Annotated in this window: 14 protein-coding genes; 9 read left to right on the plus strand and 5 right to left on the minus strand. The window is 70.8% G+C overall.

Going from position 1 to position 13,235, the window contains the following annotated elements:
* Positions 1-75 precede the first annotated feature (75 nt).
* From B9O00_RS12105 to B9O00_RS34020, 8 genes are all read left to right on the plus strand, one after another.
* A complete protein-coding gene (locus B9O00_RS12105) occupies positions 76-276 on the plus strand; it encodes a hypothetical protein (protein ID WP_085122944.1) in 201 nt (66 codons plus the stop codon).
* Positions 277-339: 63 nt separating this feature from the next.
* Positions 340-3,213, plus strand: a complete 2,874-nt coding sequence (locus tag B9O00_RS12110; protein ID WP_085122945.1) for a formate dehydrogenase subunit alpha — start codon at positions 340-342, stop codon at positions 3,211-3,213.
* Positions 3,214-3,231: 18 nt separating this feature from the next.
* On the plus strand, positions 3,232-3,828 hold the full coding sequence (fdh3B, locus tag B9O00_RS12115) for a formate dehydrogenase FDH3 subunit beta (protein ID WP_085122946.1): 597 nt from the start codon (positions 3,232-3,234) through the stop codon (positions 3,826-3,828).
* Positions 3,829-3,983: 155 nt separating this feature from the next.
* Positions 3,984-4,187 carry a hypothetical protein gene (locus B9O00_RS12120; RefSeq protein ID WP_085122947.1) on the plus strand — a complete coding sequence of 68 codons (204 nt, stop codon included), beginning with the start codon at positions 3,984-3,986 and terminating at the stop codon, positions 4,185-4,187.
* 78 nt (positions 4,188-4,265) lie between these two features.
* A complete protein-coding gene (locus tag B9O00_RS12125; RefSeq protein WP_235017110.1) occupies positions 4,266-5,408 on the plus strand; it encodes a formate dehydrogenase subunit gamma in 1,143 nt (380 codons plus the stop codon).
* Between the two features lie 14 nt (positions 5,409-5,422).
* Positions 5,423-5,821, plus strand: coding sequence for a hypothetical protein (locus tag B9O00_RS12130; protein ID WP_089229685.1), 399 nt, complete (start codon positions 5,423-5,425; stop codon positions 5,819-5,821).
* A gap of 31 nt (positions 5,822-5,852) precedes the next feature.
* Entirely contained in the window at positions 5,853-7,196 is a 1,344-nt protein-coding gene (locus B9O00_RS12135; protein ID WP_085122950.1) for a WD40 domain-containing protein, read from the plus strand.
* A 63-nt stretch (positions 7,197-7,259) separates the two neighbouring features.
* Entirely contained in the window at positions 7,260-7,388 is a 129-nt protein-coding gene (locus tag B9O00_RS34020) for a hypothetical protein (RefSeq protein ID WP_268810756.1), read from the plus strand.
* Between the two features lie 30 nt (positions 7,389-7,418).
* On the opposite strand, the gene B9O00_RS12140 is transcribed toward B9O00_RS34020, so the two are convergent.
* Positions 7,419-8,636, minus strand: coding sequence for an MFS transporter (locus B9O00_RS12140; protein WP_085122951.1), 1,218 nt, complete (start codon positions 8,634-8,636; stop codon positions 7,419-7,421).
* Between the two features lie 135 nt (positions 8,637-8,771).
* On the opposite strand from B9O00_RS12140, the gene B9O00_RS12145 reads away from it, so the two are divergent.
* Complete coding sequence (locus B9O00_RS12145) at positions 8,772-9,548, plus strand: AraC family transcriptional regulator (protein WP_085122952.1); 777 nt, start codon at positions 8,772-8,774, stop codon at positions 9,546-9,548.
* A 213-nt stretch (positions 9,549-9,761) separates the two neighbouring features.
* On the opposite strand, the gene B9O00_RS12150 is transcribed toward B9O00_RS12145, so the two are convergent.
* From B9O00_RS12150 to B9O00_RS12165, 4 genes are read right to left on the minus strand one after another with little or no spacing between them, the layout of a single operon-like run.
* Positions 9,762-10,448, minus strand: a complete 687-nt coding sequence (locus B9O00_RS12150; RefSeq protein WP_085122953.1) for an ABC transporter ATP-binding protein — start codon at positions 10,446-10,448, stop codon at positions 9,762-9,764.
* Complete coding sequence (locus B9O00_RS12155; RefSeq protein ID WP_085123063.1) at positions 10,442-11,218, minus strand: ABC transporter ATP-binding protein; 777 nt, start codon at positions 11,216-11,218, stop codon at positions 10,442-10,444. The genes B9O00_RS12150 and B9O00_RS12155 overlap by 7 nt, the downstream gene beginning before the upstream one ends.
* Entirely contained in the window at positions 11,211-12,203 is a 993-nt protein-coding gene (locus tag B9O00_RS12160) for a branched-chain amino acid ABC transporter permease (protein ID WP_085122954.1), read from the minus strand. Before B9O00_RS12160 ends, B9O00_RS12155 begins: the two co-directional genes overlap by 8 nt.
* Positions 12,196-13,116, minus strand: coding sequence for a branched-chain amino acid ABC transporter permease (locus tag B9O00_RS12165; RefSeq protein ID WP_085123062.1), 921 nt, complete (start codon positions 13,114-13,116; stop codon positions 12,196-12,198). The genes B9O00_RS12160 and B9O00_RS12165 overlap by 8 nt, the downstream gene beginning before the upstream one ends.
* Positions 13,117-13,235 lie beyond the last annotated feature (119 nt).

Genomic DNA, 13,235 nt, shown 5'->3' on the forward strand with positions numbered 1-13,235 from the left:
TCTGGGGGTGGGGGCCCGCTAGGCGAACCGACCTCCCCCGCTTGTGATCGCAACCCTGCGATGAAAGGGAGAACGATGAAACAGGTGGACGTGAAGTCGCCGTCGCGACGGGACTTCTTCCGCAAGGCCGGGATCGGGGCGGGGGCGCTGGGCGCCACGGCCGTGACGCTGGCGGCGGGTCGGGGCGAGGCGGCTGAACCCGTCAAGTCGCCGAACGCCGCGGGCTACCGCGAGACCGACCACGTGAAGAAGTACTACGAGCTGGCGAAGTTCTAGGCCGCTCCGGGCCAGCGTGCCCGGTCCGGTCTCTGGGAACGACCCAAGCAACAGGAGAGGTCAATGCTGACGCGAAAGACGAATGGGGTTGCAACTGGCCCCCGTTTGTCGAAGGCGTTCGCCGGCACGTCCGGCAGCGCCATCGATCGTCGTACCTTCCTGAAGCGTTCCGGTCTGACGGCGGGCGGCCTTGCGGTCGCCTCGACCCTCTCGTTCGGACGTGTCAAGAAGGCCGAGGCCGCCGCCGCGGGCGGCGCCGCCAAGGTGGACATCAAGAAGTCCGTCTGCACCCACTGCTCGGTGGGCTGCACGGTCATCGCCGAGGTGCAGGACGGCGTCTGGATCGGGCAGGAGCCCGGCTGGGACAGCCCCTTCAACCTGGGCGCGCACTGCGCCAAGGGCGCTTCGGTGCGCGAGCACGCCCACGGCGAGCGGCGCCTGAAGAACCCGACCAAGCTGGTCGACGGCAAGTGGACCAAGATCTCCTGGGATCAGGCGATCACCGAGATCGGCGACAAGATCCTGGACATCTGGAAGACCAGCGGGCCGGACTCGGTCTACTGGCTCGGCTCCGCGAAGCACAGCAACGAGCAGGCCTACCTGTTCCGCAAGTTCGCCGCCTTCGCGGGCACCAACAACGTCGATCACCAGGCGCGCATCTGCCACTCGACGACGGTCGCCGGCGTAGCCAACACCTGGGGCTACGGCGCGATGACCAACAGCTACAACGACATCCACAACTCCCGCGCCATCTTCCTGATCGGCGGCAATCCCGCCGAGGCGCATCCAGTGTCGCTGCAGCATCTGCTCAAGGCCAAGGAGCAGAACAACGCGCCGATGATCGTCTGCGATCCGCGCTTCACCCGCACCGCGGCCCATGCCGACGAGTACGTGCGCTTCCGTCCGGGCACCGACGTCGCCCTGGTCTGGGGCATCCTCTGGCACGTCTTCGAGAACGGCTGGGAGGACAAGGAGTTCATCCGCCAGCGCGTCTGGGGCATGGACAAGGTCCGCGAGGAGGTCGCGCGCTGGACCCCCGAGGAGGTCGAGCGCGTCACCGGCGTGCCCGGCTCCCAGATGAAGCGGGTCGCCAGGACGCTGGCCAACAACCGCCCCTTCACGATCATCTGGTGCATGGGCGGCACCCAGCACACCAACGGCAACAACAACACCCGCGCCTACTGCATCCTGGGCCTCGCGCTCGGCATCGTCGGCACCCAGGGCGGCGGCACCAACATCTTCCGCGGCCACGACAACGTGCAGGGGGCGACCGACCTCGGCGTGCTCTGCCACACCCTGCCGGGCTACTACGGCATCGCGACGGGCTCGTGGAAGCACTGGTCGCGGGTCTGGGAGGTCGACTACGAGTGGGTCAAGGGCCGCTTCGCCAGCCAGAAGCTGATGGAGGCCGCCGGCGTCCCGGTGTCGCGCTGGTTCGACCTGGCCCTCGAGGCCAAGGACAACATCGACCAGCCCGACAACCTGAGGGCCATGGTCTTCTGGGGCCACGCGCCGAACTCGCAGACGCGCCTGCCCGACATGCAGAAGGCCATGGGCAAGCTCGACATGCTGGTCGTCATCGATCCCTACCCGACGATGACGGCGGTCATGCACGACCGCAAGGACGGGGTCTACCTGCTGCCGGCCTCGACGCAGTTCGAGACCTCCGGCTCGGTGACGGCCTCGAACCGCTCGATCCAGTGGCGCGAGAAGGTGGTCGAGCCGCTGTTCGAATCGAAGCCCGACCACGAGATCATGTATCTCCTGGCCAAGAAGCTCGGCTTCGCCGACCAGCTGTTCAAGAACATCAAGGTCGAGGGCACGGAGCCCTCGGTCGAGGACACGCTGCGCGAGATCAACCGCGGCATGTGGACGATCGGCTACACCGGCCAGTCGCCGGAGCGCCTGAAGGCCCACATGGCCAACCAGCACACCTTCGACCGCACCACGCTGCAGGCGGTCGGCGGCCCGTGCGACGGCGACTACTACGGCCTGCCGTGGCCGGCCTGGGGCACGCCGGAGATGAAGCATCCGGGCACGCCGGTGCTCTACGACACCTCCAAGCCGGTCGCCGAGGGCGGCCTCTGCTTCCGCGCCCGCTTCGGCGTGGAGCGGGACGGGCAGAACCTGCTCGCCGAGGGCAGCTACCCCTCGGGCTCGGAGATCGAGGACGGCTATCCCGAGTTCACCATGGCGATGCTGCAGAAGCTCGGCTGGGACAAGGACCTGACCGACACCGAGAAGGCGGCGATCGAGAAGGTGGCCGGCGAGAAGACCAACTGGAAGACCGACCTGTCGGGCGGCATCCAGCGGGTCGCGATCAAGCACGGCTGCGCGCCCTTCGGCAACGCCAAGGCCCGTTGCGTGGTGTGGAACTTCCCGGATCCGGTGCCGACGCATCGCGAGCCGCTCTACACCTCGCGGCGTGACCTGGTCGCCGACTACCCGACCTACGAGGACCGCCGGATGTACCGTCTGCCGATCCTCTACAAGTCGATCCAGGACAAGGATTACACCAAGGACTATCCGATGATCCTGACCTCGGGCCGACTGGTCGAGTACGAGGGCGGCGGCGACGAGACCCGGTCCAACCCCTGGCTGGCCGAGCTTCAGCAGGACATGTTCGTCGAGATCAATCCCTTCGACGCGAACAGCAACGGGGTCAAGGACGGCCAGATGGTCTGGCTCTACGGTCCCGACGGCGCCAAGCTGAAGGTCAAGGCCCTGGTCACCGAGCGGGTCGGGCGGGGCGTCGCCTTCATGCCCTTCCATTTCGGCGGCCACTGGATGGGCGAGGACCTGCGGAAGAACTATCCCGCGGGCGCCGACCCCTACGTGCTCGGCGAAGCCAGCAACACGGCGCAGACCTACGGGTACGACTCGGTCACCAACATGCAGGAGACCAAGGCGACCCTGTGCCGGATCGAGCCGGCGTAACCAGGAGGAGAGCCAGTCATGGCACGAATGAAGTTCCTCTGTGACGCCGAGCGCTGCATCGAGTGCAACGCCTGCGTCACGGCGTGCAAGAACGAGAACGAGATCCCCTGGGGCGTCAACCGTCGCCGGGTGGTCACCATCAACGACGGCAAGCCGGGCGAGCGCTCGATCTCGGTGGCCTGCATGCACTGCTCCGATGCGCCCTGCATGGCGGTCTGCCCGGTCGACTGCTTCTACCAGACCGAGGAGGGCGTGGTCCTGCACTCCAAGGACCTCTGCATCGGCTGCGGCTACTGCTTCTACGCCTGCCCCTTCGGGGCGCCGCAGTACCCGCAGGCCGGCAACTTCGGCAGTCGCGGCAAGATGGACAAGTGCACCTTCTGCGGCGGCGGTCCGGAGAAGGACAACTCGGCGATCGAGTTCCAGAAGTACGGCCGCAACCGCCTGGCCGAGGGCAAGCTGCCGCTCTGTGCGGAGATGTGCTCGACCAAGGCGCTGCTGGCCGGTGACGGCGACATGGTGTCGGCGATCTACCGCGAGCGCGTCGTCGCCCGCGGCTTCGGCTCCGGCGCCTGGGGCTGGGGGACCGCCTACCAGCAGAAGGGCGGCTCGTAAGCCAGTGCCTGTCGTCGGCCGGACTGTCCTGCCGGGCAGCCTCCGGCCCGTGATCGAGGGGGGCGGCGGGATCACCGCCGCCCTCCGCGTCGCTGGAGGGCAGGGACGTCCTCCGGAGCGGGACAGTTCGGATGCGATAGGGGAAGGAGGAGCGAATGATCGGCCGCCTGATTGCCCTGGTCGTCTGTGCCGTTGCCGTGGTCGGCCTGTACTTCGTCGTGCAGACCCGGCCACCGAGCAAGGTCGACGACGTGATGATCTACAAGCCCGGGACCTACCAGGGCGCTCCCGACGAGCCGCTGGACAAGCAGCAGGAAGAGGCGCTGCGCCAGCGCGTCGGCAACCAGAACGCGCTCTGAGCTTTTGCCCGCGACGGGCGGCTCGGGGCACAATGGACCGCTAGAGGGTCCCGCGAGCTTCGGCTGGGAGGACGTGAGATGACTGCACGCTTGACGGAGATGGGGCGAAACCTGCTCGGCGGCCTGGCGGTCGCCCTGCTGCTCTGTTGCCTGGCCGGTGCCGCGGCGCCCGCCGCGCAGGCCCAGCAGGCCCAAGGGCAGACCCAGGGGCAGGACGTCTCGGACCAGGCGCTGACCGGCGGCCAGGTGCCGGGCGGCGCGCTCGGCAGCTCAAGCCGCGCGGAGTTCTGGCGCGAGGTCCGGCGCGGCATCCAGGGCGACGTCTCGATCCCCAACAAGCAGGCCGGCGTGCTGGTCGAGTCCGGCGGCGAGTCCTGGCGCGAGTTCCGCAACGGGCCGCTGAAGACCTACGGCGCCTGGGTCGTGCTCGGCATGGTCGCGCTGCTGGCGCTGTTCTTCGTGCTGCGCGGCCGGATCCGCATCGAGGCCGGCCCGTCCGGCCGGACCATCCAGCGCTTCGACGACGTCGACCGCTTCGCCCACTGGCTGACCGCGGTCTCCTTCGTCATGCTGGCGCTGACCGGCATGTGGCTGCTCTGGGGCCGCAACGTGCTGATCCCGGTGATCGGCCCGGAGGCCTACGCGCTGATCGCCCACTGGGGCAAGTACGCGCACAACTTCCTGGCCTTCTCCTTCATCGTCGGCTTCGTGCTGATGTTCGCCCTCTGGGTCGGTGACAACATCCCGAACCGCCATGACGTGATGTGGCTGCTCAAGGCCGGCGGCCTGTTCAGCAAGCACGTCCATCCCCATTCGCGGAAGTTCAACGCCGGCCAGAAGATCATCTTCTGGGCGGTCATGGTCGGCGGCATCTCGCTCGCCCTGTCGGGGATCGGCCTGCTGTTCCCCTTCGAGACCGCGATGTGGGGCAAGACCTTCCACGTGCTGAGCGGCCTCGGGGTCCCGGGCCTGCCGGCCGACGTCACCCCGCGCCTGGAGATGCAGCTCAACACCGTCTGGCACGCCGCCGTCGGGCTGGTAATGATCGCGATCATCCTGGCCCACATCTACATCGGCTCGGTCGGCATGGAGGGAGCCTTCGCCGCCATGGGCAGCGGCCGCGTCGACGAGAACTGGGCGCGCGAGCATCACGACCTCTGGGTCGCCGAGGTCGAGCAGAAGTCGGTCGAGCAAGCCGGGCGACCGCTGCCGGCGGAATAGAAGGAATGGCCACCATGACGCGGCTTCGAGCGTTCGGTCTGGCCGGACTGATGGTCGCGTTGCTGGCGGGGGCCGCGACCCCGGCCGCCGCGATCGACGAGAAGGCGGCCGCCAGGCTGGTCGCCGAGCAGTTCGGCGTGCAGGTCCTGAAGGTGCGCCCGGGCACCGTCGACGGCCGGGCGGTCTGGCTGGTCACCGGCATGAACCCGGGCGGCAACTCGAACAGCGCCTTCGTCGTCTCGACCGTCGCGGTCGACGTCGAGAGCGGCCGGCCGCTGCGCTCGTTCCAGCCGGTCGAGACCGGCTCGCTGCCGCTGGCCGGGGCGCCGGCCGCCGAGAACAAGGTCGTCACCGGCACGCCGCCGGGCCCGGGAAGCCGGGAGGCGGGCGACGGCGCGGCCGCACCGCGCTGAGGCGGACTCCCGCAGGCACTGGGAAGACAGGATGCTCGGTGGCCACCTTCTCCCGCTCCGGAGCGTCGCCTCGGTCCTGCTGGCGGCGGGCATCGGCGCGGCGGCGCTGCCGGGCGAGGCGCGCGCCGAGCTGGTCGGACACGGCGGCTTCGTCAAGGCGGTCGCCTTCTCGCCCTCGGGCGAGCAGGCGCTGACCGGCTCGTTCGACTACACGCTCCGGCTCTGGGACCTCGCGAGCCAGCAGACCCTGGCGGTGCTCAACGACCACGAGGCCGCGGTCAATGCCGTCGCCTTCCTGCCCGGCGGCCGGCGGGCCGTCTCGGCCAGCGACGACGGGACCCTCAGGCTCTGGGACCTCGAGGCCCGCAAGGTGCTGGCCGTGCTGTCGGGTCACAAGGGCAAGGTCCAGGGCCTCGCGGTCTCGCCCGACGGCCGGCTGGCGGCCAGCGCCGGCTGGGACCGGACGGTGCGGCTCTGGGACCTGGAGAGCGGCAGCCTGCTGCGCACCCTCGAGGGCCACCAGAGCAACGTCAACGCCGTCGCCTTCTCGCCCGACGGCCGGCTTCTGGCCAGCGGCTCCTACGACCTGACGATCCGGCTCTGGCGGGTCGCCGACGGCACGCAGGTCGGCCAGCTCGAGGGCCACGAGGTCGGCGTCACCGGCGTCGCCTTCCTGCCCGACGGCCGGCGCCTGGTCTCGGTCTCGGCCGACAAGACGGTGCGGCTCTGGGACTCGGCAACCGGCGAGGAGCTGGCCGAGCTCGGCCGCCACGACGCGCCGATCTTCGCCGTCGCGGTCTCGCCGGACGGCCGCTGGGTCGCCTCGGCCGGCGCCGACCGGGTGATCAGGCTCTGGCCGCTGGTCGGGGACGCGCGGCCGAAGGAGCTGAAGGGGCATCTGGCGGCGGTCTGGTCGCTCGCCTTCTCGCCCGACGGCAGGCGGCTGCTGTCCGGCGGCGCCGACGAGGTGGCGCGGCTCTGGGACGTCGAGAGCGGCCGGGAGCTGGGCGTCAAGGTGGCGGCCGGCGAGCACCCGGTCATCGATCCGCTGCAGGCCGACGAGAGCCGCGGCGCCGAGCTGTTCCGCAAGTGCAGCGTCTGCCATTCGATCGACCCGGACAGCCGCAACCGCGCCGGGCCGACGCTCTACGGCCTGTTCGGTCGGCCGGCCGGCTCGGTCGGCGACTACAAGTACTCGGAGGCCCTGCGGGACACGAACGTGGTCTGGAACGACCAGACCATCTCCAGGCTGTTCGAGCTCGGGCCCGACGTCTTCGTGCCGGGCACCAAGATGCCGATGCAGCGCATCCCGAACGCCGGCGACCGCGCGGCGCTGATGAGCTACTTGAAGCGGATCACGAAACCGTCCAAGTGATTGGGCAACGAACGGCCGGGCCGCTGCGCCGACGGCCGAGAAGCCGAGGAGAGGGGGAGCAGGATGAGGGCATTTCTCGCAGGCGTCTGTGCCGCCGTGCTGATCGCGGTCGGTTCCTATTTCGTCCTGGAGTCGCTGGGCATGAGCTCCCAGGCGGTCTATTCCAGTCCGAACGTCCGCCTCGGCGACTGACGGCGGCCGAACGGACCGGGTGCCGCGCCTCTAGGCGCCGGCCTTGCGCCAGCCGCTGCCCCTGAGGTCCGGCAGGAAGGCCGTCAGCAGGCCGAGCAGCGGCAGGAACGAGCAGACCTCGTAGACGAAGTCGATGCCCATGCGGTCGGCCAGCAGGCCGAGCGCCGCGGCGCCGATGCCGCCGGTGCCGAAGGCGAGCCCGAAGAACAGGCCGGAGACCATGCCGACCCGCCCCGGCATCAGCTCCTGGGCAAAGACCACGATCGCCGGAAAGGCCGAGGCCAGCAGCAGGCCGATCAGCGCGCTGAGCGCGATCGTCCCCGGCAGGCCGACATAGGGCAGGGCCAGCGTGAAGGGCAGGACCCCCAGGATCGAGACCCAGATCACCGTCTTGCGGCCGATCCGGTCGCCGATCGGGCCGCCGATCACCGTGCCGGTCGCCACCGCGGCGAGGAACACGAAGAGGCAGAGCTGCGCCGACTGGGTCGACAGGCCGAAGCGGTGGATCAGGTAGAAGATGTAGTAGCTGGTGATGCTGGCCAGGTAGAGGTACTTGGACAGGATCAGCAGCCCGAGCACGGTCATCGCTCGGCCGACCTGGCCGGCGGTCAGGTCCGGATGGCGCGCCGCGCTGCCGCGCGCCCGCGGCCGGGCATGGCCATTGCGCCGGTACCAGTGGCCGAGGCCGGTCAGGGCGACCATGCCGGCCAGCGCCGCGAAGGCGAACCAGGCCAGGCTGGTCTGGCCGCGCGGCAGCACGACGAAGGCGGCGAGCAGCGGGCCGAGCGACGAGCCGAAGTTGCCGCCGACCTGGAACACCGACTGGGCCAGGCCGTGCGCGCCGCCGGAGGCGGCCCGCGCCATGCGCGAGGCCTCGGGGTGAAAGATCGACGAGCCGAGGCCGAGCAGCACGCCGCCGGCGAGCAGGGCGGGGTAGTTCGGTGCGAAGGCCAGGGTGACCAGACCGAGCAGCGACGCGCCCATGCCGACCGGCAGGGCGAAGGGCGTCGGCCGGCCGTCGGTGTAGAGCCCGACCAGGGGTTGCAGCAGCGAGGCGGTGACCTGGTAGGTCAGGGTCAGCAGGCCGATCTGCGCGAAGCTGAGGTCGTAGCCGCCCTTCAGGATCGGGTAGATCGCCGGCAGCAGCGACTGCAGCATGTCGTTGAGCAGGTGGCAGAAGCTGATCGTGCCGAGGACGGAGAAGGCGGTCCTGGCGGCCTTCGGCGGTGCTGCGACGGTCTCGCTCACGGGGAATGACCCTCTTTCCTCCGCACCGGACCAAGCCTCGGCGCGTTGCGGCGTTGCACGGGACGAGGCGGGATCTTACGGTCCTCCGGTGCGGCCCACCACTGCGGTCAGGCCGATTTTCTACGAGATCGGGCCATGGTCCGGAACGTCCACATCGAGGAGGTCGACGCCGCGCCGCGGCCCCTGATCGCGCTGGGCCACGACTATCCGGACGGCTTCAGGCTGGCGCCGCATCGGCACCGGCGCGGCCAGCTCATCTCCGGCGCGACGGGCGTGCTGGTGCTCGCCACGCCGCAGGGCCGCTGGGTGATGCCGCCGGGGCAGGGGCTGTGGATCCCCCCGGGCATCCTCCACGAGGTGCGCATGATCGGGCCGGTCAGCACCCAGAGCCTCTACCTGGAGCCCGCGCAGGCGGGCGTCCTGCCCGAGCGCTGCCAGGTCGTCGGCCTGTCGGGCTTCGTGCGCAGCCTGATGGCGAGGGCGCTGGACGTGCCGGCGGACTACGAGCCGGACAGCCACGCCGGCGCGTTGATGGCGCTGCTCCTGCACGAGCTGCGCGCGCTGCCGGTGCTGCCGCTGTCTCTGCCGTTCCCGGCCGACCCGCGCCTGGCCGAGCGCTGCCGGTCGTTCCTCGCCCGTCCCACGACCCACGAGACGATCGAGCAGTGGAGCGAGCCGCTCGGGCTCGGCCGGCGTACCTTCACCCGGCTGTTCCGCCGCGAGACCGGGCTCAGCTTCGTCGAGTGGCGCCAGCAGGCCTGCCTCGTCGCCGCCCTGCCGCGGCTGGTCGCCGGCGAGCCGGTGACGACCGTCGCGCTCGACCTCGGCTACGACAACCCGGCGGCCTTCACGACGATGTTCAAGCGCGTCCTCGGCGCGCCGCCGCGGGCCTACCTGAAGCGCAACGGGTAGAGGGTCCTGCTCAGGCATCGGCGTACCGTGCTCTTCATCGCCGCCCACCATGCCGTCATCCTCGCGAAAGCGAGGATCCAGAGAAAGGAGACGCCTGCACGGATCGATTGGGGTTCGCTCGTACGGCGTCGTTCTCTGGATCCTCGCTTTCGCGAGGATGACGAAGGAGAGGGGGCGAGGATGCAATGGCTCGGATGCCGACGGACCGGCGGCTCAGACCCCCAGGTAGCGCGCCTGCAGGGCCGGTTCGGCGGCCAGCTCGGCGGAGCTGCCGGTCCAGGCGACCTTGCCCTTCTCCAGGATCGCGTGGCGGTCGCAGAGGCGGATCAGGTCGCCGACGTTCTTGTCGATCACCAGGATCGCCAGGCCCTCGGCCTTGAGCCGGGCCAGCACGCGCCAGATCTCGCCGCGGATCCTCGGGGCCAGGCCCTCGGTCGCCTCGTCGAGGATCAGCAGCTTCGGGTTGGTCAGCAGCGCCCGGCCGATCGCCAGCATCTGCTGCTCGCCGCCCGACAGCTCGTTGCCCCAGGCGGTGCGCCGCTCGGCCAGCACCGGGAACAGCGCCTCGACCTCGGCCAGGCGCCAGCGGCCGCGCCGCGCGGTCGCCACCAGGTTCTCGCGCACCGTCAGGTTCGGGAAGACCTGGCGGCCCTCCGGGACCAGGCCGAGCCCGGCCCGCGCCACGGCGAAGGAACGCAGGCCCGCGAGCTCGATCCCCTCGAATCGCACCGAGCCGGCGCTCGGCCGGAGCAGCCCCATGATGGCGCGCACCGTCGTCGTCTTGCCCATGCCGTTGCGGCCGAGCAGGGCCAGCGCCTCGCCGGCGCCGACCGCCAGCTCGACGCCGAACAGCACGCGGCTGCTGCCGTAGGCCGCCTCCAGGCCGGCGACGCTCAGCATGGCGCCGTCTCCGCGCCGTCGCCGCCGTCCTGGCCCAGGTAGGCGGCCTGGACCTCGGCGTTGGCACGGATCGCGTCGGGCCGGTCGGTCGCCAGGACCCGGCCGCCGACCAGCACCGTGATGCGGTCGGCCAGCGCGAAGACCGCATCCATGTCGTGCTCGACCAGCAGGATGGTGACGCCGCCCCTGAGCCGCTGCAGCAGCGCGACCATGGCCCGGCTCTCCTCGGGCGCCATGCCGGCGGTCGGCTCGTCGAGCAGCAGCAGGCGCGGCCGGCCGGCCAGCGCCAGGGCGATCTCCAGCTGGCGCTGCTCGCCGTGCGCCAGGTCGCCGACCGGCACGGCGGCGCGCGCCTCCAGGCCGACCTCGCCGAGCAGCGCCTCGGCCCGTGCGGCCAGCCTGCGATCGCGCGCCGCGGCGCGCCGGAAGCCGAAGCTGTGGCCGCTGGCGACCTGGACCGCGAGGCGGGCGTTCTCCAGGGCGGTGAAGCGCGGGAACAGGCTGGTGATCTGGTAGGAGCGGCCGATGCCGGCGCGCGCCCGGGCGGCGGCGTCGAGGCCCTGGATCTCGCGGCCGGCGAAGCGGATGCGGCCCGCGTCGGGCCTGAGCTCGCCGGCCAGCAGGCCGGTCAGGGTGGTCTTGCCGGCGCCGTTCGGGCCGATCACCGCGCGCAGCTCGCCCGGCGCGAGGGCGAGCTCGACCTCGGCGCAGGCCCGGACGCCGCCATAGGCCTTGGTCAGGCCTTCCGCGCTCAGCAGCGGCTCAGCCATGGCCGGCACCGCGCGGGCGTCGCAGGCCGGCGAGGCCGCCGCGCGCGAACAGCACGACCAGGATCAGGATCGGCCCGAGCGCGAGCTGCCAGTGCTCGCTCCACTCCTTGAGGGCGAACTCCAGCAGCAGCAAGGCGGTCGCGCCGTAGAGCGGGCCGTAGAGCCGGCCGATGCCGCCGAGAATGACCATGACCAGCAGCTCGCCCGAGACCGGCCAGGACAGGAAGGCCGGGCTGACGAACTCGGTCAGGTTGGCGATCAGCGCGCCGGCGAGGCCGGTCACGGCGCCGGAGAGGACGAAGGCCGCGAGCTTGTAGCGGAAGGTCGGCAGGCCGAGCGCGGTCATGCGCCGCTCGTTGTCGCGGATGCCCATCAGCGCCCAGCCGAAGCGCGCACGCACGACCAGGGCCTTGGCGGCCAGCAGCAGCGCCAGCAGGCCGAGGCAGAGGTAGTAGAAGGCGAGGTTGTCGTCGAGCTCGAGCGGCCGGAGGCTCGAGCGGGCGAAGAGGCTGAGGCCGTCCTCGCCGCCGTAGTCGGGCAGCGAGACGAAGAGGTAGTAGATCATCTGCGCGAAGGCGAGGGTGATCATGATGAAGTAGAGGCCGTTGGTCCTCAGGCTGAGCGCGCCGATGACCAGCGCCAGCAGGCCCGCGACCAGCACGGCGAGCGGAAAGGCGATCCAGGCGTCAGAGGTGCCGGGAATCTCCAGGCCGGCGATCGCGACGGGGCCCAGCACCATGTCGTGGTAGGCCAGGATCGCGACGACGTAGGCGCCGGCGCCGAAGAAGGCGGCATGGCCGAAGGAGACGAGGCCGCCGTAGCCGAGCACCAGGTTGAGCGCGCCCGCGGCCAGGGCGTAGATCAGGATCCGCGCCGCGAGCTCCAGGCTCCATTCCAGGCCGAGCGCGGCGGCGAGCGCCGGCCAGAGCGCGAAGGCCAGGCCGAGCAGCAGCCCGGCGCCGTGCTCCCTTGCGAGCCTAGCCATGGGGCGGGAACAGCCCGCGCGGCCGCCAGATCAGCACCGCGGCCATCAGGATGTAGATCGCCATCGCCGAGAGCGCGCTGCCCAGGGTGCTCGCCGCCGAGGGCCCGAGGAACAGCTCGAACAGGCCCGGCAGGAAGGCGCGGCCGAGCACGAAGGTCAGCCCGACCAGCAGGGCCGCGACGAAGGCGCCGCGGATCGAGCCGATGCCGCCGATCACGATGACCACGAAGACCGGGATCAGCACGGTCTCGCCCATGCCGATCTCGACCGCGTAGATCGGCCCGGCCAGGGCGCCGGCCAGGGCGGTCAGCGCGGCGCCCAGGGCGAAGACCAGGGTGTAGAGCCGGTCGATGTCGACGCCGAGCGCCGAGACCATCTCGCGGTTCGAGGCGCCGGCGCGGATCAGCATGCCGAGGCGGGTCCGCGCGACCAGCAGGTAGAGGCCGAGCGCGACCGCCAGGCCGACGCCGATGACCGTCAGGCGGAAGGCCGGGTAGGGCGCGCCGGGCAGGATCTCGACCGTGCCGTTCAGGAAGGCCGGCAGGTCGAGGCGCAAGGGCCTGGCGCCCCAGATCATCTTGGTCGCCTCGTTGAAGAAGAGGATCAGGCCGAAGGTCGCCAGCACCTGGTCCAGGTGGTCGCGGGCGTAGAGCCGGCGCACGACCAGCAGCTCGACGACGACCGCGACGGCGGCGGTCGCCGGCAGCGCCGCGATCAGTCCGATCAGGAAGGAGCCGCTCTCGCGCGCCGCCCAGGCGCAGACGAAGGCGCCGACCATGTAGAGCGAGCCGTGCGCCAGGTTGACCAGGTTCATGATGCCGAGCACGAGCGTCAGCCCGGCGGCGATCAGGAACAGCATCACGCCGAACTGCAGCCCGTTCAGGGTCTGCTCGAGGAGGAGGAGCGGGGACACCATGATGCCGTCGGCCCGGAATGCCCGGCTCCCTTGCCCGTCATCCCCGCGAAGGCGGGGATCCAGGGGCCACGAGCCGGTGCCGGACGGCCCTGGATCCCGGGTCGCAAGGCTCGCAA

The organism is Tistlia consotensis USBA 355 (assembly GCF_900177295.1).
GTDB classification, from domain to species: domain Bacteria; phylum Pseudomonadota; class Alphaproteobacteria; order Kiloniellales; family DSM-21159; genus Tistlia; species Tistlia consotensis.

Excerpts from the sequence above, each read along its gene's own strand:
- B9O00_RS12105 (WP_085122944.1), top strand. The coding sequence starts at position 76 with ATGAAACAGGTGGACGTGAAGTCGCCGTCGCGACGGGACTTCTTCCGC.
- B9O00_RS12110 (WP_085122945.1), top strand. The coding sequence starts at position 340 with ATGCTGACGCGAAAGACGAATGGGGTTGCAACTGGCCCCCGTTTGTCG.
- fdh3B (WP_085122946.1), top strand. The coding sequence starts at position 3,232 with ATGGCACGAATGAAGTTCCTCTGTGACGCCGAGCGCTGCATCGAGTGC.
- B9O00_RS12120 (WP_085122947.1), top strand. The coding sequence starts at position 3,984 with ATGATCGGCCGCCTGATTGCCCTGGTCGTCTGTGCCGTTGCCGTGGTC.
- B9O00_RS12125 (WP_235017110.1), top strand. The coding sequence starts at position 4,266 with ATGACTGCACGCTTGACGGAGATGGGGCGAAACCTGCTCGGCGGCCTG.
- B9O00_RS12130 (WP_089229685.1), top strand. The coding sequence starts at position 5,423 with ATGACGCGGCTTCGAGCGTTCGGTCTGGCCGGACTGATGGTCGCGTTG.
- B9O00_RS12135 (WP_085122950.1), top strand. The coding sequence starts at position 5,853 with ATGCTCGGTGGCCACCTTCTCCCGCTCCGGAGCGTCGCCTCGGTCCTG.
- B9O00_RS34020 (WP_268810756.1), top strand. The coding sequence starts at position 7,260 with ATGAGGGCATTTCTCGCAGGCGTCTGTGCCGCCGTGCTGATCGCGGTC.
- B9O00_RS12145 (WP_085122952.1), top strand. The coding sequence starts at position 8,772 with ATGGTCCGGAACGTCCACATCGAGGAGGTCGACGCCGCGCCGCGGCCC.
- B9O00_RS12150 (WP_085122953.1), bottom strand. The coding sequence starts at position 10,448 with ATGCTGAGCGTCGCCGGCCTGGAGGCGGCCTACGGCAGCAGCCGCGTG.
- B9O00_RS12155 (WP_085123063.1), bottom strand. The coding sequence starts at position 11,218 with ATGGCTGAGCCGCTGCTGAGCGCGGAAGGCCTGACCAAGGCCTATGGC.
- B9O00_RS12160 (WP_085122954.1), bottom strand. The coding sequence starts at position 12,203 with ATGGCTAGGCTCGCAAGGGAGCACGGCGCCGGGCTGCTGCTCGGCCTG.